Below are 25,058 nucleotides of genomic sequence, written 5' to 3'. Positions count from 1 at the left end.
AAAGCGTTTATCTCAATGCAATTGTTTGTTATTTTACTGTATATAACAACAATAGCTATTGATGGTTTTTAGATTGTCTACAGATTCAACTAAATTAAATGGTATACAGCGATTATTAGAGGCTGGCCTGCTGGTATCTTGTGTTTTTGCCCTTTATTTGATGATGGCATTATTCAGTTTTGATCCCGCTGATCCTGGCTGGTCGCAAACTGGTTATCAATCAAATATTCGTAACTTAGGTGGTGCTGTCGGGGCTTATTTATCCGATTTATTATTAAATGTCTTTGGCATCATTGCCTATAGCTTACCATTCGTTATTGCGATTTTAGGTTGGTTACTTTTTCAAAAATATTACCGTTTAATCCAGCTAGATTACCTTACTTTAGGGTTAAAGTTCATCGGCTTTATTATGTTCTATATTGGTATCACTTCGATTGCCAGTATGAACTTTGACGATTTTTTCTATTTTTCTGCTGGTGGTATATTAGGTGATATCCTAAGCGACAGTGTTTTACCATACCTTTCTTTTGTCGGTAGTACCTTATTATTTTTAATGCTGATCAGCACAGGTTTTGTGTTATTAACTGGCGTTTCTTTATTAAAATTGATCGATGCAATAGGTGCTTTCGCTATTTCATTCACGCTATGGTTAATTCAATTACCGCGTTTGTTATCGGAAAAATTCAGTGCTCACCCACAACAAGATACGTTGACCGATCATAAAAATAATGATTCATTGGAGCGACTTGATAACACAACTACTACCAAAGCTGTCGACAATAACAATCAAGAAGTTGATTTTCACGCCAATTTAGATGAGATCACCAATGATGAGTCAGACAGTACCTTTGCCGAAAGTAAAGATGATGTCTCGTTTGAGAAAAATGAACAAATAGAACCGTTTGTCGATATCGATGAGTTAATGGGGGAGCCGTTAGCCATCAATGTTCAAGAGCATGTCAGTGATGATGAAATTGTTGCCGCATTTGAACGTGTTGAACCAATTATGGTTGATGAACAACCGAGTGAAACGGCCGGATCACAAGCGAAGCCAGCAGATGACGAGTTTCTTGGTATGCCATCTTTAGATTTACTGGATAAGCCAAATCGTTCTGAAAACCCAATTGATGCCAAAGAGCTCGAACAAATTAGTCGCTTGGTTGAAGAAAAATTAGCCGAGTTTGGCGTTAAAGCAGAGGTGGTTGACGTTTTCCCAGGGCCAGTGATCACTCGTTTTGAGTTAGACTTAGCACCCGGGGTAAAGGCAAGTAAAGTCAGTGGTCTTTCACAAGATATTGCGCGTTCAATGTCTGCTAAAAGTGTCCGTGTGGTTGAAGTTATCGAAGGAAAATCAGTCATAGGCATTGAATTACCAAACAAATTTCGTGAAACAGTTTTCTTTACCGATGTGATATCCGATAAACGCTTTGAAGACTCCTCGTCTAAATTAGCAATGGCGATAGGAAGTGATATTTCAGGCAAGCCTGTGATCACAGACCTGGCAAAAATGCCACATTTACTGGTTGCTGGTACTACAGGTTCAGGTAAATCTGTGGCTGTGAATACTATGATTGTCAGTATCTTGTATAAATCGACTCCGGAAGACGTGCGAATGATCATGATTGATCCTAAGCAAGTAGAGCTCTCTGTGTATAACGGTATTCCACATTTATTATCTGAAGTTGTCACCGATATGAAAGAAGCAGCGAATGCACTGCGTTGGTGTGTTGGTGAGATGGAACGTCGCTATAAGTTAATGTCAGCTCTAGGTGTTCGTAACTTAAGGGGCTTTAATGACAAAGTTACCAAAGCTATCGAAGCTGGTGAGCCTCTGATTGACCCGTTGTGGCAGCCGACAGATGCCTTTAGTCAAACGCCACCATTATTAGAAAAATTACCGTCTATCGTTATTCTTGTTGATGAATTTGCCGATATGATGATGGTTGCGGGTAAAAAAGTCGAGGAGCTTATTGCTCGCATAGCTCAAAAAGCACGTGCTGCCGGTATGCATTTAATTCTGGCGACACAACGTCCTTCAGCCGATGTTATCACTGGTTTAATCAAAGCGAATATTCCAACGCGAATGGCACTTAGAGTGCAGTCTCGAATGGAGTCTCGTATCATCCTTGACCAACAAGGTGCCGAACAGTTACTTGGTATGGGGGATATGTTTTACTTAGCACCGGGCGAAGCTGTTGCTACTCGTGTTCACGGTGCTTTTGTCAATGATGATGAAGTTCATGCGGTGGTCAAAGACTGGAAATCACGTGGTGAACCGGCCTATATTGATGACATATTAACCGGTGATACCGATCAAGATGTGTTATTACCGAGTGAACTTGCTGAAGGCGGTGATAATGAGTTAGATACATTATACGATGAAGCATTAGCATTTGTGACTGAAACACGTCGAGTGTCTATTTCTAGTATTCAACGTAAATTTAGAATTGGTTATAATCGTGCTGCCCGTATTGTTGAAGACATGCAATCTCAGGGGGTTGTCAGTAGTCCTGGGCAAAATGGTGCTCGTGAAGTTTTAGCACCACCACCGATAAAGGATTAATAAATGCGCTCTCTTATCACTTCAAGTTTTATTTTCTCGTTAGCTCTACAATCGTTTGTCAGTTTTGCTGATACCAGCACTACTGCTACTGTGGTTGAATCATCTGCTGAGCAAGTTACCGATGCTAAAGCTCAGTTAATGACTCAGCTGGCAAAAACATCTTTTTTCTCTGCTGATTTTTCTCAACAAGTATTCGATGAGCAGGGCAGTAAATTACAACAAAGCCAAGGCAAATTGATTGTAAAAAAACCTAATTTAGTTTATTGGCAGACGACACAGCCGGATCCATCATTAATAGTTTCAGATGGTGATAGTTTGTGGTTCTATGATCCCTTTGTTGAACAAGTGAGTGTCTATACGGTTGATGCATCTATCGCAAACACACCAATTTTATTGTTAACTTCAACCGATGAGTTACTTTGGCAGCAATATGCGATTACTCAAGAACAGTCCAATAAATATGTTATTAAAAGTCGCGATTTAAATAGCCGAGTAGCACAATTAACCTTAACGTTTAAGCAAGGCTCTGCAATATTGTCACAACTGGAGATCTTAGACTCTACCGGACAAACAAGTATTGTGAGTCTGGAAAATCTTGATAGCAAGACAGCCATTGATGAAGAGTTGTTTCATTTTACTATACCTGAAGGTACGTATTTAGATGACCAGCGCTAACCAAGAATTAGCGTTAACGTTTGATGATAATCATGCATTTTTACCGTTAGCCGCACAACTGAGGCCCAAAACACTGAATGAATATGTTGGTCAGCAACATATTTTGGCGCCTGATATGCCGTTAACACAAGCAATAGAGCAAGGTAAATGCCACTCGGTGATCTTTTGGGGGCCTCCAGGTACCGGAAAAACGACCTTAGCAGAAATTATTGCAAGTCACGCAAACGCTGAAATCGAACGAGTTTCAGCAGTGACATCAGGTATTAAAGATATTAGACAAGCAATCAGTAATGCCAAAGAGCGTGCTATTCATCAGCAGCGCCGAACGGTGCTCTTTGTAGATGAAGTTCATCGATTTAATAAAAGCCAGCAAGATGCATTTTTACCACATATTGAAGATGGCACCATTATTTTTATCGGCGCAACCACTGAAAATCCTGCGTTTGAATTAAATCAGGCAATATTGTCTCGCGCGAGAGTATACACCTTAACAAAACTGCAAGCTGAAGATCTTAAATTAGTGCTCGGTAATGCAGTTCAATACTTAGTTGAGCAGAAAAAACAAACGGTCGATTTTGCTGAGCATGCTGAGCATGCATTAATCGCGCTAGCTGATGGTGACGCTAGACGATTATTAAATTTATTAGAAAACTGTCTTGATTTGATCAGTGAGCACAATGAGCACGTTGTTATTACGACAGAGCTCATCAAGCAAGTGGCAGGTGATAAAATTGCCATGTATGACAAAGGTGGCGATGCCTTTTATGATTTAATTAGTGCTTTTCACAAGTCAGTGCGTGGCTCAGATCCTGATGCAGCTCTTTATTGGTATGCGCGGATCCTTACCGGTGGCGGTGATGCTTTATATGTGGCTAGACGTTTATTAGCCATTGCCAGTGAAGATATTGGTAATGCTGACCCTAGGGCAATGCAATTAGCCGTTAATGCATGGGATACTTTTCATCGTGTTGGGCCAAGTGAAGGTGAACGAGCCATTGCACAAGCTACCGTTTATATGGCGTTAGCGCCAAAAAGCAATGCCGTCTATACGGCTTTTAAGCAAGCCTTACAATTAGCAAAAGAAACCGCGGATATTGATGTGCCATTACACCTAAAAAATGCCACTAGCCAATTAACAAAATCACTTGGTCATGGCGCAGAATATCGTTACGCCCACGATGAACCCAATGCCTTTGCCGCTGGTGAGCATTATTTTCCTGAACCATTAGTAGGTACGAGTTTGTATCATCCAACGGATAGAGGGTTAGAGAAGCAACTAAAGCAAAAGCGTGAATTTTTAGATCAATTAAATCAATCAGCAGAAATACATCGATATGACTCATCCCATAAGTAATTTTACGCTGTACGCATTTGTCGCCATTGGTGGCGCCTGTGGTGCTAGCTTACGTTTTTATTTTTCGCAATTAATCTTAAATTACCTTGGAAAAGGTTTCCCTTTTGCGACGTTGGCGGTTAATATTTCCGGCTCATTGATAATGGGAACATTATACGGCTTAATTGAGCAGGGTGTTATCGAAGTGAGCGTATACCGAACTTTGATAGGTATTGGTTTTTTGGGTGCATTTACCACCTTTTCTACTTTTTCACTCGACACGCTGCTATTAATGCAACAAGGTGAATTATTCAAAGCTTTAATAAATGTTATGTTAAACGTTAGCTTATGTGTATTTGCAGCGGGTATTGGCATTTATTTAGTAACTTTTTTTAGTAAGTAAACTCGACAGATAGACGTATTTAACATGCTTGATCCTAAATTATTTAGAACAGATATCGAAACGACAGCGGCGCAATTAGCAAAACGAGGTTTTACCTTAAACACTGCTGAATTAGTCACACTTGAAGAGCAACGTAAGGCTATTCAAGTCAAAACCCAAGAATTACAAAGTCAACGTAATACACGCTCGAAGTCTATTGGACAAGCTAAAGCGCGAGGTGAAGATATCCAACCCTTGTTGGCGGAAGTTAGTCAATTGGGTGACGAATTGGAAGCAGCCAAAGAAGAGCAAAATCAAGTACTCGCTACGATTGAAAGCATAGTGTCAGCAGTGCCTAATATTGTTCATACATCAGTGCCTACCGGCGAGAGTGAAGACGATAATGTCGAAATTAAACGTTGGGGTACGCCGAAAGATTTTGACTTTGAAGTGAAAGATCACGTCGATTTAGCGACAGCGTTAGATAAAGGACTGGATTTTGAAAGTGGTGCTAAATTAGCAGGCACACGCTTTGCCGTTATGCGTGGTGCGATTGCGAAACTTCACCGAGCTTTAGCTCAATTTATGCTGGATGTACACAGCGAAGAACATGGTTACCAAGAGATGTATGTGCCTTACTTAGTTAACCATGATTCATTGTATGGTACGGGTCAGTTACCCAAATTTGGTGAAGATTTGTTCCACACCGATTTAGCGAACCGTCAATTTTCATTGATCCCAACGGCTGAAGTACCTTTAACAAACCTGGTTCGTGATGAAATCGTTGATGAAGCAGAGCTACCAATTAAAATGTGTGCCCATACGCCATGTTTTCGAAGTGAAGCGGGCTCATCAGGGCGTGATATTCGAGGCCTTATTCGCCAACATCAGTTTGATAAAGTTGAAATGGTGCAATTGGTTAAACCAGAGCACTCATTTTCAGCATTAGAAGAGCTTACTTCTCATGCCGAAAAGATTTTAGAAAAACTTGAATTACCTTATCGTACGGTTGTGTTATGTACGGGAGATATTGGTTTTAGTGCGACCAAAACATTTGATATTGAAGTGTGGTTACCGGCACAAAATACCTATCGTGAAATCTCTTCTTGCTCAAACATGGGGGATTTCCAAGCGCGTCGTATGCAAGCGCGTTACCGCAATAGCGAAACCAATAAACCGGAATTATTGCATACCTTAAATGGCTCAGGTTTAGCGGTGGGCAGAACCTTAGTGGCAGTGTTAGAGAACTACCAACAAGCCGATGGTAGTATTAATATTCCAACCGTGCTTCAACCTTATATGAAAGGGCAAACGAAGATTGGTTAATAATCAATTTACCTTTGAAAAATCCGGTTTTTACCGGATTTTTTTATTGGTGAAAATTATATCTTAGTTAATAAGGTCTAAATAGACACGAATAGTTTTGTTGGACGAATTGTTTTGGTACGAAGTTTAGTAATACAAGTTGTTGTCTTTGTTTGTATCTTCCAGATATTATCTTGGTTTAAAGAACTGGATATGCATGCCTCAGATACTGATATTGCCGAATACGGCTACCAGTTACCAACAACAGTGGGTGAGACAGTTTCGCTTAATGTTGAGCGTAAAACAGTGATCTATTTTTTTGCGCCCTGGTGCTCTATTTGTCATGCCAGTATAGAAAACCTACAAGCAATCTATCAGAAAAATGACCATATCGATGTGATTGCTGTCGGGTTAGATTTCAAGCACCGTAGTGAAGTTGATGACTTTGTGGCGCAGCATCAATTAACCTTTCCTGTTGCCTACGGTAATGAACAGATCAAGCACACTTATAAGATATCAGGCTATCCTAGCTATTACGTAGTGAATGAGAACAATATTATTACCGCAAAATCTATGGGGTACTCCTCAGAATTTGGCTTATATTTGCGAACATTATAGGATATTGCAATTTAACGTTATTTAACCGTGACAGCCACTTCTGATCTCTTATGTGATTGTGTACACTATTGCTTTCATTTATCAAGGCAGATTTATACATGCAAATTTCTTCACAATTTGATAGTGGCAATATTAAAGTTATCAAGGCCACTGATCCAAGCAATATTGAATTAGCGATAAATAAAGATCATCAATCAGACTTCTATCAATGGTTTCACTTCAAATTACATAATAATCAACGCTGTGAACATGTGTTACATATTACCAATGCAGGGCAGTCAGCCTATGTAGAAGGCTGGCAAGATTACCAAGCCGTGGCTTCTTATGATCGTGACCATTGGTTCAGAGTACCCACTGAATTCGATGGTCAAAACCTTACGATCACACTAACTCCTGAATACGATAGCGTTTATTTTGCTTATTTTGCGCCGTACAGTTACGAACGTCATCAGGATTTATTGCATAACGCGCAGTTAGACATTGATTGTCAATTACAGGTGCTCGGTCAGACCATTGATGGCCGTGATGTTTCTGTTTTAAAAGTGGGTGAAGAAGCACAAGATAAAAAAGTCATTTGGCTTACCGCTCGACAACATCCAGGCGAATCTATGGCTGAATGGTTTATGGAAGGATTCATCGACCGTTTATTAGATGAAGATGATGGCGTTGCGAGAGCATTACTTAACAAAGCTGTTTTTTATTTAGTACCAAATATGAATCCAGATGGCTGTGTACGCGGGCATTTACGTACAAATGCTTTAGGCGTCAATCTCAATAGAGAATGGCTGGAACCAAGTTTAGATAAAAGCCCTGAAGTTTATCTGGTACGTGAGAAAATGTTAGCTACAGGTGTTGATATGCACCTTGATATACATGGTGATGAAGCTTTGCCTGTTAATTTTGTCGCGGGTTGTGAAGGGATCCCTTCATACGATCAACGCCTTAAAACTTTAGAAGACAACTTTAAATCGATATTACTGGCAATCACACCAGAGTTTCAGGATGACAAAGGTTATGACAAAGATCCTGCTGGCCAAGCTAACCTAACGGTTGCATCAAACTGGGTAGGGGAGCAATTTAAATGCTTAGCATTTACTGTAGAAATGCCTTTTAAAGACAATGAATTATTGCCTGATCCAAGTGTGGGTTGGTCAGATAACCGTTCAAGTTTATTTGGTCGGGATATGTTGACTGCCATCTATCGCATTGTAGGTGACTTACGTTAAGCATTTGATAGAATCACTGGTCAGATCATAACAATAATAAATAATTATAATAATTTCAGGAGTTAGTAGTGCAAGAATTAGTGGATCTTCTTAATGGATACATATGGAGTCCGTACCTTATCTATTTATGTTTAGGTGCAGGCATTTTCTTTTCTATCATTACCAGATTTGCGCAAGTTCGACATTTTAGAGAAATGTGGCGCCTGTTGATGTCAGGTAAAAGTTCGGAGCAAGGGATTTCATCGTTTCAAGCATTAGCTGTATCTCTTTCTGGTCGTGTCGGTACTGGTAATATAGCTGGTGTTGCTGCAGCCATTGGCTTTGGTGGTCCAGGAGCGGTTTTTTGGATGTGGGTTGTTGCCTTTTTGGGTGCAGCTACGGCATACATTGAATCAACCAATGCACAAATTTTCAAAGAAGAAGAAGATGGTATTTATCGTGGTGGTCCTGCCTATTATATAGAAAAGGCACTAGGACAGAAGTGGTATGCTTGGACATTTGCGTTATCTACTATTATCGCTTGTGGCTTATTATTGCCGGTAGTGCAATCGAATGGCATTGGTGACTCATTAGTGAATGTTTTCGGCGCTGGTGGTACGGTTAACTCATTTTTAGGTGAATTGCCGTTGACGAAAGTCTACGCCGCCGTATTTATTGTCCTTATTTTAGGTTTTATCATTTTTGGTGGGGTCAAGCGTATTGCTAATTTCACGCAAGTTGTCGTGCCATTTATGGCGTTAGCCTACATCATTATTGCGTGTTCGATCATCGCATTAAATATTGATATGTTGCCGGGGATTTTTACTGCGATCATTTCGGACGCATTTACGCCAATGGCTGGCTTTGGTGCTGCGATTGGTTGGGGGGTTAAACGTGGAGTTTACTCCAATGAAGCCGGTCAAGGTACCGGTCCTCATGCAGCAGCTGCGGCTGAAGTTGAGCATCCAGCCCAACAAGGTTTAGTGCAAGCGTTTTCCGTTTATATTGATACCTTGTTTGTGTGCTCAGCAACGGCGTTTATGATCCTAATTACGCAATCTTACAATGTTATTCCAGAAGGCAGTGCTGCAATTGTTGTTAATGTTGCCCAAGATACAGTGATCAACGGACCTGGCTTTACGCAAATTGCAGTAGACAGTGTTTTACCGGGTGTTGGTAAGCCGTTTATTGCGTTAGCATTGTTTTTCTTTGCTTTTACCACAGTACTTGCCTATTACTTTATTGCCGAAAATAATATTTCATATATTAATCGTACGTTAAAAATGCCTGCCCTTAAGTTTTTTCTAAAACTAATGCTAATGGGAGCTGTGTTCTATGGCACGGTGGCTCAACCAAATGCTGCTTGGGGTATGGGCGATGTAGGTGTTGGTTTAATGGCATGGTTAAATATTATTGGTATTTTGATCATTTTCTTTATGGCAAAACCTGCTGTTAAGGCGCTTCGAGATTATGAACGTCAACAAAAAGAGAAAGTAACGCATTACACATTCGACCCGAAAAAGCTTGGCATTAAAAATGCGGATTTTTGGGAAAAGAAAAATTCTTAAAAAAAAGCTGAAAATATGACATAAAACGCCCATTAGGGCGTTTTTTTTTGTAGAATGTCGACATCAAAAATGTGGAGTTGTATATGGCCATTATTAATTGCCCTAATTGTCAAAAAAAGATATCTGATAAAGCAAAAGTGTGTACGCATTGTCAAATTGACCTGATAGATCTTGATGAAGAGAAACTCGCTAATTTGAAAAAGGTACAAAAAATTCAAAAATCTCAACAAATTATGACCATATCATTTATTGCTATGTTACTTTTTTGTGGTGGTTTCTTGTTTTACTATTGGCAAAATGTTCAACCCGGTTCTTGGCAGTATTACCTCTCGGTTGGCAGTACAATTAGTGGTTTTGTCCTGTATATTTTTACCCGTGTACAACTCATTTTATTAAAAAGAAGTAGTAAATAATGAATGTATTAGCTGTTGTCGACAATATGTCGCAAGAAATGTATTTACGATTAAAACATGCCGCAGAAACCGGTAAATGGCCAGAAGGTACTCCTGTTGATCAAGCTCAACGTGATTCTGCCTTGCAATTAACCATGGCTTATCAAGCAAGACATTTAAATTCTGATGAAATGTTAACCATAGGCGCCGATGGTGCAATTGTGAATAAATCAAAACGACAATTAAAAGATCAGTTTAAAGGCAAGCATAAAGATACCGAAATTACTAAATGCAATAAGGAACATGATATTGCTAGGTTTACTGAATTATGATTTTAGCTAAACTTTTTAAACGTCCTTGGCAAAGTAAAGACAGTAATGTCCGCATCACTGCAATTAATGACGAGTTGTCCTTCACTAACCCTGATGATAAAACAATTTTACTTACGTTATTAAACGAAGATAAAAATGAACTTGTTCGTCGTTCGGTATTACTAAAGTGCAATGACATTGAACTTTGGTATCAAGCCAGTTTGCATAACTCTGAGAAAAAAATTCGCGAATTTGCTAAACAGCAAATTGAAGAAATGCTTACCGGCGAGCACTCAATGTCATTGTCGGTTGAGCAAAAAAAACAATTGCTCACGCAGATTAACTCATCAAGCACGCTGGAGTCTTGGCTGTTTAGTGAGTCTGATGTTGATCTCGCGGTGCAAATATTTCAGCAATTGGCTAAGCCGCAATTACTCACTAGTCTCTTTGCTAAACGCCAACAAAGTGATCTACAACTTGCTTTACTTTCTACAGTAGATGAACAAGAGCTATTAGAAAAGCTCAATAAGCGTACTGAGTTAGCTGAGGTTAAACTGGCAATAGAAGAGAAGATTGCACAGATCATTGAGCAGCAGCAAAAGCCCAAATTATTAGTAAAAAGCTGCAAACTAGTGCTGGCTAAGTTACTGGCCTTAAAAGATGTCAGTGATTATCAACAGGTGCTTGATAAACAGCAAAGCTTGATTGAACAGTGGCAAGAAAATACTCGTCAGTTTGATTGTTTAACCGCTGAGCAACAGCAAGGTTTTGAGCAAAAATTCCAAGAAATTTCTCAGCAAGTTGAAAAAATATTAGCGCCAAAAGCAGAGGCCTTCGAACAACAAAAAATTGCCCATGCCCTTGAACAGCAAAAAACCACAGAAAGTGAGAATATTATCACAGCGTTAGCTGCACTTGAGCAGTCGCTCAGTAATTCAATTTTTGAGCATAACGCGATAGATGAAACGCAGTTTCACCAAGCTATCATACAAGTTAAAAATTCAATCGAGCAATCGGTTATTTCCGAAAAGCAACAACAGTCTTTTTCAAATCAATTAGTAAACATTGAAAGCAAGCTTAGTCAGTTACCTGAGATTGCTGCTTCTGTGACAGAAGCAACGCACCTGATTTCAAAAATATCTCAACTTTCGCTGCCAAAAGACTTATCACAAGCTATTGAAAAAGAATCTGTTTTTCATCAATGGCGGGCAAGTTTTCAGCAAGTAAAAAAACAATCGCATGGTACTTTGCCTGAGTCAATTACCAATGCATATCAAGAACTTAGCCAACAATGGCAACAAGCATTAGCACCATTTCAAGCCGAGCAAAAGAAACTCTTTCATCAAGTGCAACGAAAATTAGCTGATGTAAAACGATTGATCCATAGTGGCAAGTTTAATGCGGCATTTGGGGTCTTTAACAAAGCAGACAGTTTCTATAAGCAACTGAGTGACAAGCAACAAGTAAAATTAGCAAGAGACTATCAATTTGCGCAGGAAAAACTTAACGAGTTAAGTGATTGGGAACATTATATCGCCACACCCCGTAAACAAGCGTTGCTAGATAAAGTCAACGTGTTAGTCGAACAACCTTGTGATAACCCATTAGAGCAGGCAGAAAAGGTAAAAAGCTATCGTAAACAATGGAATAGTTTAGGCCATGCTGACGATGATATTGAGCAAAAACTCAATCATGAGTTTAACCAGTTATGTGAACAAGCTTTTGCGCCATGTCGTTTATATTATGCAGAACAAGAAAAAATACGCGCACAACATTTAGTGCAACGTGAAGCTTTGTTGGAAGAAATAGCCCAATTTAGCCAAGTTCTTGAACAAGATAATATTAATTGGAAGCAGCTTGATAGTAAGCTCAATCAATTTAACCAGAAGTGGCGCAGTGCAGGAGAGGTAGAAAAGTCAAAATACCAAGCACTTCGCCGTCGTTTTAATGAATTAACGACACCGCTAAAAACTGCTTTACAAGCATTTCATCAGGCTAATATCGCGAATAAACAACAGTTAATTGCTCAGGCACAGCAATGTTTATCGCTGGATGATATTACTGCTTCTGTTGAACAGCTTAAACTTTTACAGGAGCAGTGGCGCACAGTTGGTTATTGCGGCCCTCGTTATGAAAATAAATTATGGCAAGAGTTTCGTGCGATCAATGATCAAATCTTTGCGCGTCGTAATGAAGTCAATGAGTCTAAAAAGCAAGAAAGTATTGAGCAAGAACAAGCAATCACGCGGCAATTGGATGATATCACTTCATCGATTTCTGACGACTCATCAATGGCTGAACTTAATCAAGCAATTTCAGCGATTGATAAATTAATACTGTCAGTTAAACAAGATCATCAACTCGTTAAATCGGTTAATCAACAATTAGTGACACACAAATTACAACTGCAACAACAAGTCACTAAGCAACAACAAGCCCAAAAAGAGCTTGAGCTTAATACCGTGTTTACTCTATTAGAACACTGCAATGGTCAATTTCAGCCTGAACAATTAAACGATTTATCAAGAAGTTGGGCTAAACGATTATCAGCTATACCTGATCAAGAAGCAGATCAACGTTTGCGTACAGATAAAACCATTATGATTGAAATCTTGGCGGGAGTTGATTCACCTGCTGCAGATAAAGATCGCCGTTTAGCACTTCAGGTTGAATTAATGCAAACACAAATGAACTCAGGACAGTCGTTAGCGGTATTCGATGTTTTCGAACAGTGGCTCAACCTCGGGCAAATTACGGCACAAGATAAGCCATTATTAGTGAGGATCAAGCAAGTATTACTTAATATCTAATAGAGGATGCTATAGTTAAATACAATTAGAGGAAGGAAATCTGAATGAGATATTTAATCTTTATGTTCGCGCTTTTATTCCCAAGTGCTAGCTGGGGGGTAAATATCACTTTTGTTAATCCTTCGGTACCAGGTACACCATTTTGGGATCGTGTAAGTGCAGCTGCTAGAGCAGCCGCCAATGATCTCAACTTTAACCTTTCCATAGTATATGGCGGCGATAATCGGATCTTTCATTTTGATGCGATCAAGAAGATTGCCGAAAGTCAGTACAAGCCTGATTTCGTTATCTTTATGCCATTTGATGGTAATGCCATACATACCTTTCAATTATTAGAGCATGCTAAGATCCCATTTGTCACGATAGAGCGAACGGTACACGCAGATAAACAAGCCGAATTAGGTTTACCACAAGTAAAATTTCATTATTGGTTAGGTGAAGTGTTTCATGACAATGTTAGTGCAGGTAAACTGTTAGCTAACAGCTTAATTAACGCTGCCTCTGAGCAATCTAAACGCTCAGATTTAAAAATTGCAGCAATATCTGGCAGTTTTAGTGGCGAATCTAGCCATAGAGTCGAAGGCTTGCAAGCCAGTCTTAATCAGCATGATGATGTGCATTTACTTCAGGTTGTTCATGCAAACTGGAGTAGGGAGCGCAGCCGCCGTATTATTTATCAATTAGCAAATCGTTTTGGTGAGATCGACATTGTTTGGGCTGCGTCAGACGGCATGGCGTTGGGCGTGCTTGATTCTGTTGCAAGTGGCGATAAAAATCTCAATCCCAATATTGTGGTTGGTGGTATAGATTGGACGGTGGAAGCAATAGAACAAGTCAGTCAAGGCAATTTAGTGGCCAGCGTAGGTGGGCACTTTATGCAAGCGGCATGGGCATTAATTAAACTTTACGATCATCAGCACAACGTAAACGTTTTTAAAAAAGGAGTGAGTGGGAAAAGCTATGAGTTAGAAGCAATTACTCAAAAGAACATTGAACACTTTCGCTTTTTAGCACAAAAAGTAGATTGGGATAAAATAGATTTTAAAAGCTTTACGTTAACTCACTCTAAGCAAGCTCAGTATCAATTTTCATTCACTCATTTAGTGCAATTATTACAACAGCCAACAATCAATGACTAAGCTCACCACGAATTGATTTTACTAGTTGTGCTTTGATTTCACTAGCTGATAATGATTGGCTTAGTAAATAATGCAGTTTAGTTAATGCTGCTTCAAGTGTCATGTCTTGACCACTGATCACACCGCAATTATTCAGTGATGTGCCTGTGGCATAACCCCCCATATTGACTTTACCTTGAATACATTGGCTACAATTAACGATGATGATCCCTTGGTCGTTGGCTTTGGTTAAACAGGCAAGCAACTGTTCGTCTTGTGGTGCATTACCGACGCCATAGCTTCTTATGATCAATGCTTTTACTGGTTGTTGAATAATATTTTCCACCAGTTGAGCATTAATACCTGGGTAAAGATGTACCACGCCTATCGGTTGAGGTGTTATGCGGCTTAAGATTAATTCATCATCTACCGGTTGAGAAATTTGTCCACTGATCACTTTAATATTAATACCAGCTTCTAACAGTGGAGGCATATTGGGAGAATCAAAAGCGTTGAAGCCATCAGCATAAGCTTTGATAGCGCGGTTACCACGATATAAGCGATTATTAAAGTACAACCCCACTTCATTAATTGGATAGTTTGCAGCAATAAATAACGAATTTAATATATTCACTTGCCCATCAGATCTTAATTGACTGAATGGGATCTGCGAGCCTGTCACAATGACAGGCTTAGATAAGTTTTCAAACATAAATGACAATGCGGAACTGGTATAAGCCATGGTATCAGTACCATGCAACACCACAAAACCATCAAACTCATGGTAATGTTGATGAATATCATCAGCAATACGTTGCCAATCAGCAGGGGTCATATTTGACGAATCTATTAGTGGGCTATATTCATTAATGGTAAATTCAGGCATTTCCTGTCGGTAAAAATCAGGCATCGCTTGTATTGATTCGGTTAAGTGACCAGGCACAGGAATATAGCCATGATCACTGGCTTTCATTCCAATTGTACCGCCTGTGTACGCAACATAAATACGTTTTTTCATTAATTGTTTTACCTAGTAAAAACTCAATTTACGGGTGAACATATCACCAGTTTCTCGATTCTTATTTCAAAGGGTTAATTTATCTTACAAACTAAACAATGAGCATAGACACCTTGCGGATCATTTAACTGGCTCACTGTTTGGTATTCGCGTTTTAATAACATGATCGCTTGTTCAATGTTCGATGCCTTAAGCTCAGCTTGTATCGGTAAAAACTTAACGGCTTGGCCAAAGAAATTTTGTAAAAACAAATCCTGAGGGCTAAGTTTCTTTTCAATTAACAAGGTATCAAATTGATTGATACCAGCTAATAATGCCGCTTCATCAATGGCTTGGTTTAAGTCACCTAATTCATCCACTAAACCGAGCTCTTTAGCTTTCATGCCAGACCATACACGGCCTTGTGCAACAGCGTCTACTTGTTGTAACGACATATCTCTGTTATTGGCTACAAGCTCAAGAAAATCTTGATAGCCTCTTTCAATACCTAATTGCAGAATATCTGCCATTTCATCACTTAATGGCTGAGTAATGCCAAAGCCTGCGAAGTCTGTAGTACCAACACCGTCTGTATAAACGCCTAATTTTGCTAAAGAGTTTTCTAAAGTCATAAAAAAGCCGTAAATACCTATTGAACCAGTGATAGTCGTTGGTGCGGCAAATATTTTATCGGCAGCTGCTGAAATCCAGTATCCGCCGGAAGCTGCAACACTGCCCATGGATGCAACTACAGGCTTGCCCGCAGCTTTCAATAACTCAACTTCTTGTCGGATAATATCTGACGCAAAAGCGCTACCGCCTGGGCTGTCAACTCTTAGAACTACGGCTTTAACATTGTCATTTAAACGTGCTTCTCTTAAGAAGCGTGCGGTGCTGTCACCACCAACGGTACCAGGATCTTGGTTACCATCTAAAATGATCCCTTTGGCGATAACAATGGCGATTTTATTGGAGTTTGGCTGCTCAATTGGAAAAGCAGGCTTTATCGCTCTTAAGTAGCGTTTAAAGTTGATATGATTAAAACTGTCATGTTTGTTTTCGCCCACTAAGTTGATTAACGCTTGGCGAATTTGTTCGCGGTTTTTTAAGGCATCAACCCAGTGATTGGTTAACGCATACTGCGCTATTTTGCCATCAACTTTTTCGAGTTTTTCTAACAGGCCTTGTGCTGTTTCATCAAAGTTGTCGACACTAAACTCTCGCTGTGCAGCCACATCCGCTTTGTATTGCTGCCACAAGTCTTGCAACCACTGCGTATTCGCTTCTTTTGCAGCTGGTGACATATCATCACGCATATAGGGTTCAACCGCCGATTTATAGGTGCCAACACGAAAAATATGTTGGCTAACTGCTAATTTTTCGAGTGCCGATTTAAAATACATCTGATAGCTGCCATAACCGTCTAATAACATCCAGCCATTAGGGTTTAACCATACTTCATCTGCATAGGCTGCCAAATAGTACTGATCTTGTAGGTATTGATCGCCATAAGCGATGACTTTTTTGCCGCTGGCTTTAAACTCTTCAATTTTCTCGGCAATCATGCGCAATTTCGTGATACCTGCCCGTTTCATGTGTTGTAATTTCAGTACTAACACTTGAATGCGATCATCACTTTTTGCCCGTTCAATCACTTGTAGTACATCCGAAAGTAACACTTCAGGGCGCTGTTCTTTTTGATCAAAGGCTTCATTGAGTAGGGCATCCATTGGCGCAACTTCTACTTTTTGCTCAACAATATCTCCTGTGATATCGAGCACTAACGCCGCCCGTTCAGGAACAATTACCGGTTCTTCACCTGAAAAAAGTGCACTGATCAAAATGATAAGCACAGTGAAAAACACAAGGTTTACGATGATCTTTCTAGAAACATTTAATAATTGAAAGATACTCTGAAAAATCCGTTTAATCGCACTTGGCTGTTCGTTCATGGTCATAATTAATCTAATTCGTTGTTGATAAATATATTTTACTGAATAGTGCTTGAGTAAAATAGTGGCTAAGCTAAATAAATTTTTGTTGAAAGGAATCTCTACCCTCTAGGTTCTTATAAACTATACTTTATTTTTTTACTGATACTCACATTGATATGATGACCATAATTTCTTTTTATCATTCTGCCGTACAGAAACTTAAGTTTTTAGATGGTATTTCTGCCTTATTAATTCGTATTTATTTAGCGCCAGTTTTTATTATGGCAGGCTACAGTAAATTACAACTTTCAGATCCCGACAGTAGTGGGCTTTCATCCATTTTCGCCAAACAAGATATTATTAATTGGTTTGGTAATGCTGAGTGGGGCTTAGGTTTACCTTTTCCTGAATTATTAGCAAACCTTGCCGCGTGGACTGAATTTTTTGGTGGTTGGTTATTACTTGTTGGTTTATTAACTAGGCTGATCACAATTCCATTGCTGTTTACTATGGTGATCGCGGCAACAACGGTTCATGCCGAAAATGGTTGGTTTGCGATAACACCAACTAACGCCAATATTAGTCCTGCAAAAGTGTTTTACTGGTTAGGCAGTGACGGTGCTGCGCAAAGTTTGACAAATAGTGAACAAGCTAGTGAACGATTAGCGCGCATGCGAGCTATTTTAGCAGAAAATGGCCATACACCTTGGCTCTATGAAAAAGGCAATATTGTGATACTTAATAATGGGATTGAATTTGCTGCAACCTATTTTATTTTATTGCTTGCGTTATTATTTATTGGCGCTGGACGATTTACCAGTGTCGATCATTACCTGTATACTTATTATTTATTGCCACGAATTGAGAATAATAAGTATTTATGAATGGTTTAGATTTATTACTAACCCGCCAATCAACTCCTTTATTAACAGCGCCAGCGCCCAGTGATGAAGATTTAGAGACGATATTAACTGCAGGGATGCGAGTGCCGGATCATGGCGCATTAAAACCTTATCATTTTACTGTGGTCAAAGAGCAAGGACTACAAAAGCTTAGTGATATTTTTGTTCAAGCTATTAGTGAAAGTGCACCAGATACAGCGAAGTTAGAAAAAACGGCAAAGATGCCATTTCGTGCCCCTTTAATTATCGTTGTTTCAACGCAGTATCAACAGCATGAAAAGGTGCCACATCATGAGCAAATGATCACCGCAGGGTGCTGTACTCATGCCATGCAAATGGCTTCATTTACACTTGGCTATGGTGCAATGTGGCGAACAGGGGATCTCAGTATCAATTCAGTAGTCAAACAGCAATTATCGATTGAAGCGCATAACGACATTGTCGGTTTTTTATATATTGGCACGCCAACTAAACAACTTGCTCAGAAAGAGACGAGATATTACTCAGATAACGTTAGTTACTTGTAGTTTATATCTAAACAAAAATGCCCTCAATCGAGGGCATTTTTATGATAATTCAATAATATTGAGTTATTTAGTACGCAGCGTTATTTGGTGTACGTGGAAATGGGATCACATCACGAACGTTCTGCATACCTGTGGCGTAGGCAACCAGACGTTCAAAGCCTAAACCAAAACCAGAATGTGGCACTGTGCCGTAACGACGTAAATCGCGATACCAACCATAGTCAACAGGATCTAAATTCATTTCAGCTAAACGCTCGTCCAATACATCTAAACGTTCTTCACGTTGGCTGCCACCGATAATTTCACCAATACCTGGTGCTAATATATCCATTGCTGCCACTGTTTTACCATCGTCATTTAATCGCATATAAAATGACTTAATGTCTTTCGGGTAGTTTTGTAAAACTACTGGGCCGCCTACATGCTCTTCAGCCAAGTAACGTTCATGCTCAGAATTTAAATCAACCCCCCAGGCAACTGGGTTTTCAAAGTTTTTACCGCAGTTTTCTAAAATAGTGATGGCATCGGTGTAATCCATGCGGGTAAATTCACTATTGATCACTGAATTTAAACGGTCAATAACTGTTTTATCAACACGTTGTTGGAAAAATGCCATATCGTCAGCACGTTCTTCTAATACCGCTTTAAATACATATTTCAGCATTTCTTCTGCCAGATCTGCTGCATCTGATAAATCCGCAAAAGCAATTTCTGGTTCTATCATCCAAAACTCGGCAAGATGGCGACTGGTATTAGAGTTTTCCGCTCTGAAAGTTGGACCAAAGGTATAAACTTTTGATAACGCACAACAGTAGGTTTCAACATTCAATTGGCCAGAAACCGTTAAGAAGGTTTCTTTGCCGAAAAAGTCTTCACTGTAATCAACGTCACCTTTATCGGTACGAGGTAAGTTTTCCATATCTAATGTACTAACGCGGAACATCTCACCTGCGCCTTCACAGTCACTACCTGTAATTAACGGGGTGCTGATCCACAGATAGCCTTTTTCATGAAGAAAACGATGAATAGCTTGTGCAAGGGAATTTCTTACCCGCGTAACCGCACCGCCAATATTGGTGCGTGGACGTAAATGTGCATGTTCACGTAAAAATTCAATCGAGTGACGCTTTGCAGCCATTGGATAAGTATCAGGATCTTCAACTAACCCTAACACTTCCACTTTAGTGGCTTGAATTTCAAATGATTGACCTTTGCCTGGTGATTCTACTAATAAACCAGTAACACGAACGCCTGCGCCGGTAGTTAGCTTTAATACTTCAGATTGATAATTATCTAATTCATTGGGGGCAATGGCTTGAATTGCATCAAAACACGTTCCATCATGAATCGCTAAAAATGAAATCCCGGCTTTTGAATCACGGCGGGTACGGATCCAACCATGTACGGTGATTTCTTTATCAACAGGAAATTTCCCTGCTAATACATCAGTAATTGCTATAACTGACATTTATCAACCTCTTTACTATTAAATTTTGTTCTCGAATTAGGGAGGGATATGTTACCGTGATCATTCGGTTTAACAAGTAAAACTTGAGTAATACGGTCTAATTTTTTAACAAAAATGAAAAATTTTTGCGAAAAGGATCTCAACCATGCATTTACCTGAACAAGAAAGACGACAATCTAAAGATTTTTGGTACAAATCGCTTAAAATTATAGCGGTGCTTGCATGGCTAATTTTTATTATTGCGTTATTTGTTTCTTATTATGCCGCCCCTGAACATGATTATGGTGTATTACGCTATCGAGAAATCACAATTCGCAAGTTTTGGCTAACGCCATTAACAGGATATTTGTATGTTCTATTATGGTGTAGCGCCTTTTTAAGCTACCTCTGTTTGATCATTAATAAATACCGTAGTCGGCGCAAAACCGATAATAAACATTTCAACTTTATCTTGTTATTTGTCATATCAGTGGCATGGATAATTTATATTGCCTTTCATTTAATGAACCGTTAACCGTTAAAGCACTCAGGTTCAGTTAACACCGTTTTAATAGCATTGACTAGTTTCGAAATTTCTTCCGGTTTAATGATCAAAGGCGGCATAATATAAATCAGCTTACCAAATGGGCGGATCCATACGCCTAATTCAACAAATCGTTTTTGTATCTGGGCAACATTAACAACATGCGTAGTCTCTACCACACCAATCGAGCCTAGTACTCTAGTGTTAGCAACTTTGTCTATTACCTTTAACGGTAATAACTCTTGGCTCAGTTGTTCGCTGATTTTCCCTACTACCATTTGCCAATCTTGCTTAAGAAGCAAATCAATACTGGCATTAGCTACACTACAGGCCAGTGGGTTAGCCATATAAGTTGGGCCATGCATAAAGCAACTGGCTTCACCCTCACTGATGGTTGTTGCAATATCAGACCGGCACAAGGTAGCTGCTAAGGTAAGATAACCTCCAGTAAGGGTTTTACCTAAGCACATAATATCTGGTGAAATTTCTGCCCATTCACACGCAAAAAGCTTTCCTGTTCGGCCAAGGCCTGTTGCTATTTCATCGGCAATTAACAAGACATCATATTGATCACACAAGGCACGAAGCGCTTTTAGGTATTGTGGATGATAAAAGCGCATACCACCGGTACCTTGAACGATAGGCTCAATAATAAACGCCGCCACTTCATGATGGTGGTTTTTAAATAAGGTGTTAAGTGTTTCAAGTTCTTGCTCGTGCCAAGTTTCATCAATGGCGGTTTGCGGCGCAGGAGCAAAAATACTTTTCATCAAAACATTATCAAAGATTTGGTGCATACCCGTTACCGGATCACACACTGACATTGCGGCAAACGTATCGCCATGATAGCCATTTCTCACCGTCATTAGTTTATGTTTACCTGCTTTTTCTTGACTTTGCCAGTATTGCAATGCCATTTTAATGGCAACTTCGACCGAGACTGAGCCGCTGTCTGAGAAGAAAATTCTATCAAGCCCATTTGGAGTAATATCGATTAACGTTTGAGCGAGCTTGATGGCGGGGTCGTGCGTTAGACCACCAAACATCACGTGAGAAACTTGGCTAATCTGGCTAGTTAAGGCGTCATTAAGAGTGGGGTGATTATAACCATGTAAAACGGACCACCATGATGACATACCGTCAATTAACGACTCGCCGGAAGCTAAGTTAATATAGACACCTTGAGCTGACTTCACCAAGTAGGAAGGTAATGGCGTACTCATCGAAGTATAAGGGTGCCAAATATGTTGACGGTCAAATTCAAGCTTTTCTGTATAATTATTACTCATTTGTAAACTTTTAAAATAACAACTTGTTGACAATGTGGGTTTTGCGCATAGACTACCCGTTAAAATAGCTCGATGCAATTTCATTTCTTCAGGTTTTAAAGGTAAATAGGTAGTACAAATGACTCAAATAGATCACTCTTCAACTCAAATTACTGAGGGCATCCGTCATAATTGGACACTCGATGAAGTTAATGCATTATTTGCCTTACCTTTTAATGACCTTATGTTTAAAGCACAAACCGTGCATCGCCAACACTTTAATGCCAATGAAGTTCAAGTAAGTACCTTATTGTCTATTAAAACCGGGGCTTGTCCTGAGGATTGTAAATACTGCTCTCAAAGTGCTCGTTATAAAACTGACATTGAAAAAGAACGCTTAATGGAAGTGGAAAAGGTACTTGAAGCGGCAAAGAAAGCGAAAGAGCAAGGCTCTACCCGTTTTTGTATGGGGGCAGCATGGCGCAATCCAAAAGAAAGAGACATGCCTTATGTGGTTGAAATGGTCAAAGGCGTTAAATCACTTGGTTTAGAAACTTGCATGACACTCGGCATGTTATCATCTGACCAAGCCAACGAATTACAAGCTGCAGGCTTGGATTATTACAACCATAATTTAGATACTTCTCCTGAACATTATAACCAAATCATCACAACACGTACTTACCAAGATCGTTTAGATACTTTAGATAATGTGCGCGGTGCCGGCATGAAGGTATGTAGTGGTGGTATTGTTGGTTTAGGTGAGCAGGCAAATGATCGCGCTTCTTTACTTGTACAACTGGCTAATTTGTCTCCACAACCAGAAAGTGTACCGATCAATATGTTAGTTAAAATTGAAGGTACGCCATTATCTGAAGTAGAAGATCTGGATAATTTTGACTTTATCCGTTGTATTGCTGTTGCGAGGATCATGATGCCGAAAAGCCATGTCCGTTTATCTGCAGGCCGTGAAGCGATGAATGAACAAATGCAAGCAATGTGTTTCTTAGCTGGGGCTAATTCGATATTTTTTGGCTGTAAATTACTCACAGCTGCTAACCCTGAAACCAATCAAGATGTGTTGTTATTCAAAAAGTTAGGCATCAATACCGAAACGGTTGCTAATGAGGTGGATGAATCATTCGAACAACAACAAATTGCTGCTCAAGTTGCTGAGCAGCAACACAGTGATCTTTTCTATAATGCCGCTAAATAATTCCTTTATGAAATAATGAGTTTTTCATATTTAACGCAACAACTTGCTAGGCAAAAAAGAGAACACTTATATCGGTATCGACAATTAGTCGAGCAAGCGGCGGGCCGAGAGATTAAAATAGCAGGGAAATCTTATCTCAATTTTTCTTCTAATGACTACCTCGGCCTAAATCAGCACCCAAGTATTAATAAAGCCATGCAATATGGCGTTGATAACTATGGTGCTTGTTCAACCGGCTCGAGTCTGATCACTGGCTATCATTATGCCCATCAAGCGCTTGAGGACACCATTTGTCAATGGTTAAATAAACCTAAGTGTGTGTTATTTAATAGTGGCTTTTCCGCAAACTCAGGCGTGTTAAAAGCACTCGCTGGTGATGATAACTATTTTTGGCTTGATAAGTTATCCCACGCTTCACTCATTGATGGTGCATTTACTAAACAGTCAAACGCTAAGCGTTTTTTTCATAATGATTATCAACACTTAGACAATTTATTGTCTAAACAACAGGGTAAAAATAATCTGATTGTCTCTGAAGGTGTATTTAGTATGGATGGCGATCAGGCTGATGTCTCCAAGCTTCGTGATATCGCTAATAAACACCAGGCTTGGTTGTATCTTGATGATGCGCACAGTATTGGTGTGATCGGTAAGCAAGGTCAGGGCAGTGCAAGCTCTCAGCAGCCAATTGAAATTACCATGGCGACATTTGGCAAAGCCATCGCCACTAGCGGGGCATTTGTCGCTTGCGATGAAACACTCTATGATTATTTACTTAACTTTTGTCGTGACTACATTTATTCAACAGCAATGTCACCAGCAATGGCATGGGCGACTAAAGCCAGTATTGAATTGTTGCAACAAGAACAATGGCGACGTGATAAAATTGTTGAATTAAGCCAAATATTTTCGACTACACTTAAGTCTTCAGTGAAATTGCTACCCACATCTTCGTCAATTCATGCCATTGTTTTAGGCAGTGAAGAAAGTGCGCTAGCAATTGCAGAAAAATTAAAATCTCACGGAATTTGGCTGTCTGCCATCAGACCACCAACGGTAAAAAAAGGAACTTCAAGGTTACGCGTTACTATTTGCGCTGGTCATAGTCATAATGATATCAGATACTTAGCGGATAAAATTAATGAGGTGGTTAATTAATGCCAAATGAAAAAGTGCGCGCTAAAATTGCAAAATCTTTTGGTTCAGCGAGTCAATCCTACGATGTTTCAGCCAGATTACAGCGTTATTCTGGCAAATATTTAATGCCTTGGTTACCTAATCGTAATGACTTAACCGTTTTAGATTTAGGCTGCGGCACTGGTTTTTTTACTAATATACTTGCTGAACATTTTGACCAAGTGATTGGTTTAGATTTCTCTAATAAGATGCTGCATTTTGCCAAGGAACAACGTAGTGATGTGATCACCTGGCTTGAAGCCGACGCATATAAATTACCCATTGCGGATAACTCAATAGATCTGATTTATTCAAACCTAATGATCCAGTGGTGTGCGGATTTAGACAGTGTACTAACAGAGCTGCTTAGGGTATTAAAACCTGGCGGTTTATTCATTTTTTCGACATTGATCGATGGTACATTATTTGAATTAAAATCTTCTTGGGCACAGGTAGATAATGATAAACATGTTATCGATTTTAGAACGGAACAAGAATTAAATACTTTGTTTAACGGTGAACGCTGCAAGCTGTTAACACAAGAAAGCAAAGATATTATTTTAGAATATGAAAATGTTATCCACCTTGCACGTGAATTAAAAGGTTTAGGTGCCAATAAAGTACCGAATAAACTATCAAAAGGGCTGGCAGGAAAAGATAAATGGCAAAAAATGACCACCAGCTATCAAGACTTTGTTGAGCCTAATGGCATCTATCCTGCCACGTATCGTATATATTCAGGAATGTTAGTTAAATTAACCTATTAG

The 25,058-nt window shown here is 39.5% G+C and carries 22 protein-coding genes; 18 read left to right on the top strand and 4 right to left on the bottom strand.

Features of this window, described 5'->3' with window-relative positions:
- Window positions 1–73 precede the first annotated feature (73 nt).
- The 12 genes from IV514_RS13495 (at window position 74) to IV514_RS13440 (ending at window position 14,301) form a co-directional block, all read left to right on the top strand.
- Window positions 74–2,563 (top strand): DNA translocase FtsK, encoded by a 2,490-nt coding sequence (locus IV514_RS13495; protein WP_277601508.1) that lies wholly within the window; start codon window positions 74–76, stop codon window positions 2,561–2,563.
- 3 nt (window positions 2,564–2,566) lie between these two features.
- Window positions 2,567–3,238: an outer membrane lipoprotein chaperone LolA gene (lolA, locus tag IV514_RS13490; protein ID WP_206485780.1), complete on the top strand. Its 672-nt coding sequence runs from the start codon at window positions 2,567–2,569 to the stop codon at window positions 3,236–3,238.
- Complete coding sequence (locus tag IV514_RS13485) at window positions 3,225–4,592, top strand: replication-associated recombination protein A (RefSeq protein WP_206485779.1); 1,368 nt, start codon at window positions 3,225–3,227, stop codon at window positions 4,590–4,592. The genes lolA and IV514_RS13485 overlap by 14 nt, the downstream gene beginning before the upstream one ends.
- Window positions 4,573–4,974, top strand: coding sequence for a fluoride efflux transporter CrcB (gene crcB, locus IV514_RS13480; RefSeq protein WP_206485778.1), 402 nt, complete (start codon window positions 4,573–4,575; stop codon window positions 4,972–4,974). The genes IV514_RS13485 and crcB overlap by 20 nt, the downstream gene beginning before the upstream one ends.
- A 24-nt stretch (window positions 4,975–4,998) precedes the next feature.
- Window positions 4,999–6,279, top strand: coding sequence for a serine--tRNA ligase (gene serS, locus IV514_RS13475; RefSeq protein WP_206485777.1), 1,281 nt, complete (start codon window positions 4,999–5,001; stop codon window positions 6,277–6,279).
- Window positions 6,280–6,471: 192 nt separating this feature from the next.
- Window positions 6,472–6,876, top strand: coding sequence for a TlpA disulfide reductase family protein (locus IV514_RS13470; RefSeq protein ID WP_206485776.1), 405 nt, complete (start codon window positions 6,472–6,474; stop codon window positions 6,874–6,876).
- Between the two features lie 98 nt (window positions 6,877–6,974).
- The gene (locus tag IV514_RS13465; protein ID WP_206485775.1) at window positions 6,975–8,102 is read left to right on the top strand and encodes a M14-type cytosolic carboxypeptidase; all 1,128 of its coding nucleotides are present in this window, start codon (window positions 6,975–6,977) and stop codon (window positions 8,100–8,102) included.
- Window positions 8,103–8,170: 68 nt separating this feature from the next.
- The gene (locus IV514_RS13460) at window positions 8,171–9,649 is read left to right on the top strand and encodes an alanine/glycine:cation symporter family protein (protein WP_206485774.1); all 1,479 of its coding nucleotides are present in this window, start codon (window positions 8,171–8,173) and stop codon (window positions 9,647–9,649) included.
- 83 nt (window positions 9,650–9,732) lie between these two features.
- Window positions 9,733–10,062 (top strand): zinc ribbon domain-containing protein, encoded by a 330-nt coding sequence (locus IV514_RS13455; protein WP_206485773.1) that lies wholly within the window; start codon window positions 9,733–9,735, stop codon window positions 10,060–10,062.
- Window positions 10,062–10,373 carry a DUF1315 family protein gene (locus tag IV514_RS13450; protein ID WP_206485772.1) on the top strand — a complete coding sequence of 104 codons (312 nt, stop codon included), beginning with the start codon at window positions 10,062–10,064 and terminating at the stop codon, window positions 10,371–10,373. Before IV514_RS13455 ends, IV514_RS13450 begins: the two co-directional genes overlap by 1 nt.
- Window positions 10,370–13,162, top strand: coding sequence for a DUF349 domain-containing protein (locus IV514_RS13445; RefSeq protein WP_206485771.1), 2,793 nt, complete (start codon window positions 10,370–10,372; stop codon window positions 13,160–13,162). Before IV514_RS13450 ends, IV514_RS13445 begins: the two co-directional genes overlap by 4 nt.
- Window positions 13,163–13,206: 44 nt before the next feature.
- Entirely contained in the window at window positions 13,207–14,301 is a 1,095-nt protein-coding gene (locus IV514_RS13440) for an ABC transporter substrate-binding protein (protein ID WP_206485770.1), read from the top strand.
- Here IV514_RS13440 and ansA read toward each other — a convergent pair.
- On the bottom strand, window positions 14,291–15,298 hold the full coding sequence (gene ansA, locus IV514_RS13435; RefSeq protein WP_206485769.1) for an asparaginase: 1,008 nt from the start codon (window positions 15,296–15,298) through the stop codon (window positions 14,291–14,293). The two genes, IV514_RS13440 and ansA, sit on opposite strands and share 11 nt — an antisense overlap.
- Before the next feature lie 74 nt (window positions 15,299–15,372).
- Window positions 15,373–17,229, bottom strand: a complete 1,857-nt coding sequence (sppA, locus tag IV514_RS13430; protein ID WP_206485891.1) for a signal peptide peptidase SppA — start codon at window positions 17,227–17,229, stop codon at window positions 15,373–15,375.
- A gap of 158 nt (window positions 17,230–17,387) precedes the next feature.
- Here sppA and IV514_RS13425 point away from each other — a divergent pair, with 158 nt between their 5' ends.
- Both IV514_RS13425 and IV514_RS13420 read left to right on the top strand, forming a co-directional pair.
- Window positions 17,388–18,095: a DoxX family protein gene (locus IV514_RS13425; RefSeq protein WP_206485768.1), complete on the top strand. Its 708-nt coding sequence runs from the start codon at window positions 17,388–17,390 to the stop codon at window positions 18,093–18,095.
- Entirely contained in the window at window positions 18,092–18,640 is a 549-nt protein-coding gene (locus IV514_RS13420) for an NAD(P)H nitroreductase (protein ID WP_206485767.1), read from the top strand. Before IV514_RS13425 ends, IV514_RS13420 begins: the two co-directional genes overlap by 4 nt.
- A gap of 67 nt (window positions 18,641–18,707) precedes the next feature.
- Here the strand turns inward: IV514_RS13420 and asnS are convergent, their stop codons facing one another.
- Window positions 18,708–20,108 (bottom strand): asparagine--tRNA ligase, encoded by a 1,401-nt coding sequence (asnS, locus tag IV514_RS13415; RefSeq protein WP_206485766.1) that lies wholly within the window; start codon window positions 20,106–20,108, stop codon window positions 18,708–18,710.
- A gap of 145 nt (window positions 20,109–20,253) precedes the next feature.
- Here asnS and IV514_RS13410 point away from each other — a divergent pair, with 145 nt between their 5' ends.
- Window positions 20,254–20,622, top strand: a complete 369-nt coding sequence (locus IV514_RS13410) for a hypothetical protein (RefSeq protein WP_206485765.1) — start codon at window positions 20,254–20,256, stop codon at window positions 20,620–20,622.
- Here IV514_RS13410 and bioA read toward each other — a convergent pair.
- Window positions 20,619–21,920 carry an adenosylmethionine--8-amino-7-oxononanoate transaminase gene (gene bioA / locus IV514_RS13405; RefSeq protein ID WP_206485764.1) on the bottom strand — a complete coding sequence of 434 codons (1,302 nt, stop codon included), beginning with the start codon at window positions 21,918–21,920 and terminating at the stop codon, window positions 20,619–20,621. The two genes, IV514_RS13410 and bioA, sit on opposite strands and share 4 nt — an antisense overlap.
- Window positions 21,921–22,038: 118 nt before the next feature.
- Between bioA and bioB the strand changes: the two genes are divergently transcribed.
- From bioB to bioC, 3 genes are read left to right on the top strand one after another with little or no spacing between them, the layout of a single operon-like run.
- Window positions 22,039–23,115: a biotin synthase BioB gene (gene bioB / locus IV514_RS13400; RefSeq protein ID WP_206485763.1), complete on the top strand. Its 1,077-nt coding sequence runs from the start codon at window positions 22,039–22,041 to the stop codon at window positions 23,113–23,115.
- Between the two features lie 15 nt (window positions 23,116–23,130).
- Window positions 23,131–24,273 carry an 8-amino-7-oxononanoate synthase gene (locus IV514_RS13395; protein WP_206485762.1) on the top strand — a complete coding sequence of 381 codons (1,143 nt, stop codon included), beginning with the start codon at window positions 23,131–23,133 and terminating at the stop codon, window positions 24,271–24,273.
- Window positions 24,273–25,058, top strand: a complete 786-nt coding sequence (bioC, locus tag IV514_RS13390; protein ID WP_206485761.1) for a malonyl-ACP O-methyltransferase BioC — start codon at window positions 24,273–24,275, stop codon at window positions 25,056–25,058. The genes IV514_RS13395 and bioC overlap by 1 nt, the downstream gene beginning before the upstream one ends.

Source organism: Thalassotalea sp. G2M2-11 (assembly GCF_017168195.1).
In the GTDB taxonomy this organism is placed as follows: domain Bacteria; phylum Pseudomonadota; class Gammaproteobacteria; order Enterobacterales; family Alteromonadaceae; genus Thalassotalea_E.
Note: the sequence above shows the minus strand (reverse complement) of the source record. Positions and strands in the feature narration are given on the sequence as shown.

Bases quoted from the DNA above. Each gene is read 5' to 3' on its own strand.
- asnS (WP_206485766.1), bottom strand. From the start codon at position 20,108: ATGTCAGTTATAGCAATTACTGATGTATTAGCAGGGAAATTTCCTGTT.
- IV514_RS13445 (WP_206485771.1), top strand. From the start codon at position 10,370: ATGATTTTAGCTAAACTTTTTAAACGTCCTTGGCAAAGTAAAGACAGT.
- IV514_RS13485 (WP_206485779.1), top strand. From the start codon at position 3,225: ATGACCAGCGCTAACCAAGAATTAGCGTTAACGTTTGATGATAATCAT.
- IV514_RS13410 (WP_206485765.1), top strand. From the start codon at position 20,254: ATGCATTTACCTGAACAAGAAAGACGACAATCTAAAGATTTTTGGTAC.
- lolA (WP_206485780.1), top strand. From the start codon at position 2,567: ATGCGCTCTCTTATCACTTCAAGTTTTATTTTCTCGTTAGCTCTACAA.
- IV514_RS13420 (WP_206485767.1), top strand. From the start codon at position 18,092: ATGAATGGTTTAGATTTATTACTAACCCGCCAATCAACTCCTTTATTA.
- bioC (WP_206485761.1), top strand. From the start codon at position 24,273: ATGCCAAATGAAAAAGTGCGCGCTAAAATTGCAAAATCTTTTGGTTCA.
- IV514_RS13450 (WP_206485772.1), top strand. From the start codon at position 10,062: ATGAATGTATTAGCTGTTGTCGACAATATGTCGCAAGAAATGTATTTA.
- IV514_RS13465 (WP_206485775.1), top strand. From the start codon at position 6,975: ATGCAAATTTCTTCACAATTTGATAGTGGCAATATTAAAGTTATCAAG.
- IV514_RS13395 (WP_206485762.1), top strand. From the start codon at position 23,131: ATGAGTTTTTCATATTTAACGCAACAACTTGCTAGGCAAAAAAGAGAA.
- serS (WP_206485777.1), top strand. From the start codon at position 4,999: ATGCTTGATCCTAAATTATTTAGAACAGATATCGAAACGACAGCGGCG.
- crcB (WP_206485778.1), top strand. From the start codon at position 4,573: ATGACTCATCCCATAAGTAATTTTACGCTGTACGCATTTGTCGCCATT.
- IV514_RS13455 (WP_206485773.1), top strand. From the start codon at position 9,733: ATGGCCATTATTAATTGCCCTAATTGTCAAAAAAAGATATCTGATAAA.
- bioB (WP_206485763.1), top strand. From the start codon at position 22,039: ATGACTCAAATAGATCACTCTTCAACTCAAATTACTGAGGGCATCCGT.
- IV514_RS13425 (WP_206485768.1), top strand. From the start codon at position 17,388: ATGATGACCATAATTTCTTTTTATCATTCTGCCGTACAGAAACTTAAG.
- IV514_RS13440 (WP_206485770.1), top strand. From the start codon at position 13,207: ATGAGATATTTAATCTTTATGTTCGCGCTTTTATTCCCAAGTGCTAGC.
- ansA (WP_206485769.1), bottom strand. From the start codon at position 15,298: ATGAAAAAACGTATTTATGTTGCGTACACAGGCGGTACAATTGGAATG.
- sppA (WP_206485891.1), bottom strand. From the start codon at position 17,229: ATGAACGAACAGCCAAGTGCGATTAAACGGATTTTTCAGAGTATCTTT.
- IV514_RS13470 (WP_206485776.1), top strand. From the start codon at position 6,472: ATGCATGCCTCAGATACTGATATTGCCGAATACGGCTACCAGTTACCA.
- bioA (WP_206485764.1), bottom strand. From the start codon at position 21,920: ATGAGTAATAATTATACAGAAAAGCTTGAATTTGACCGTCAACATATT.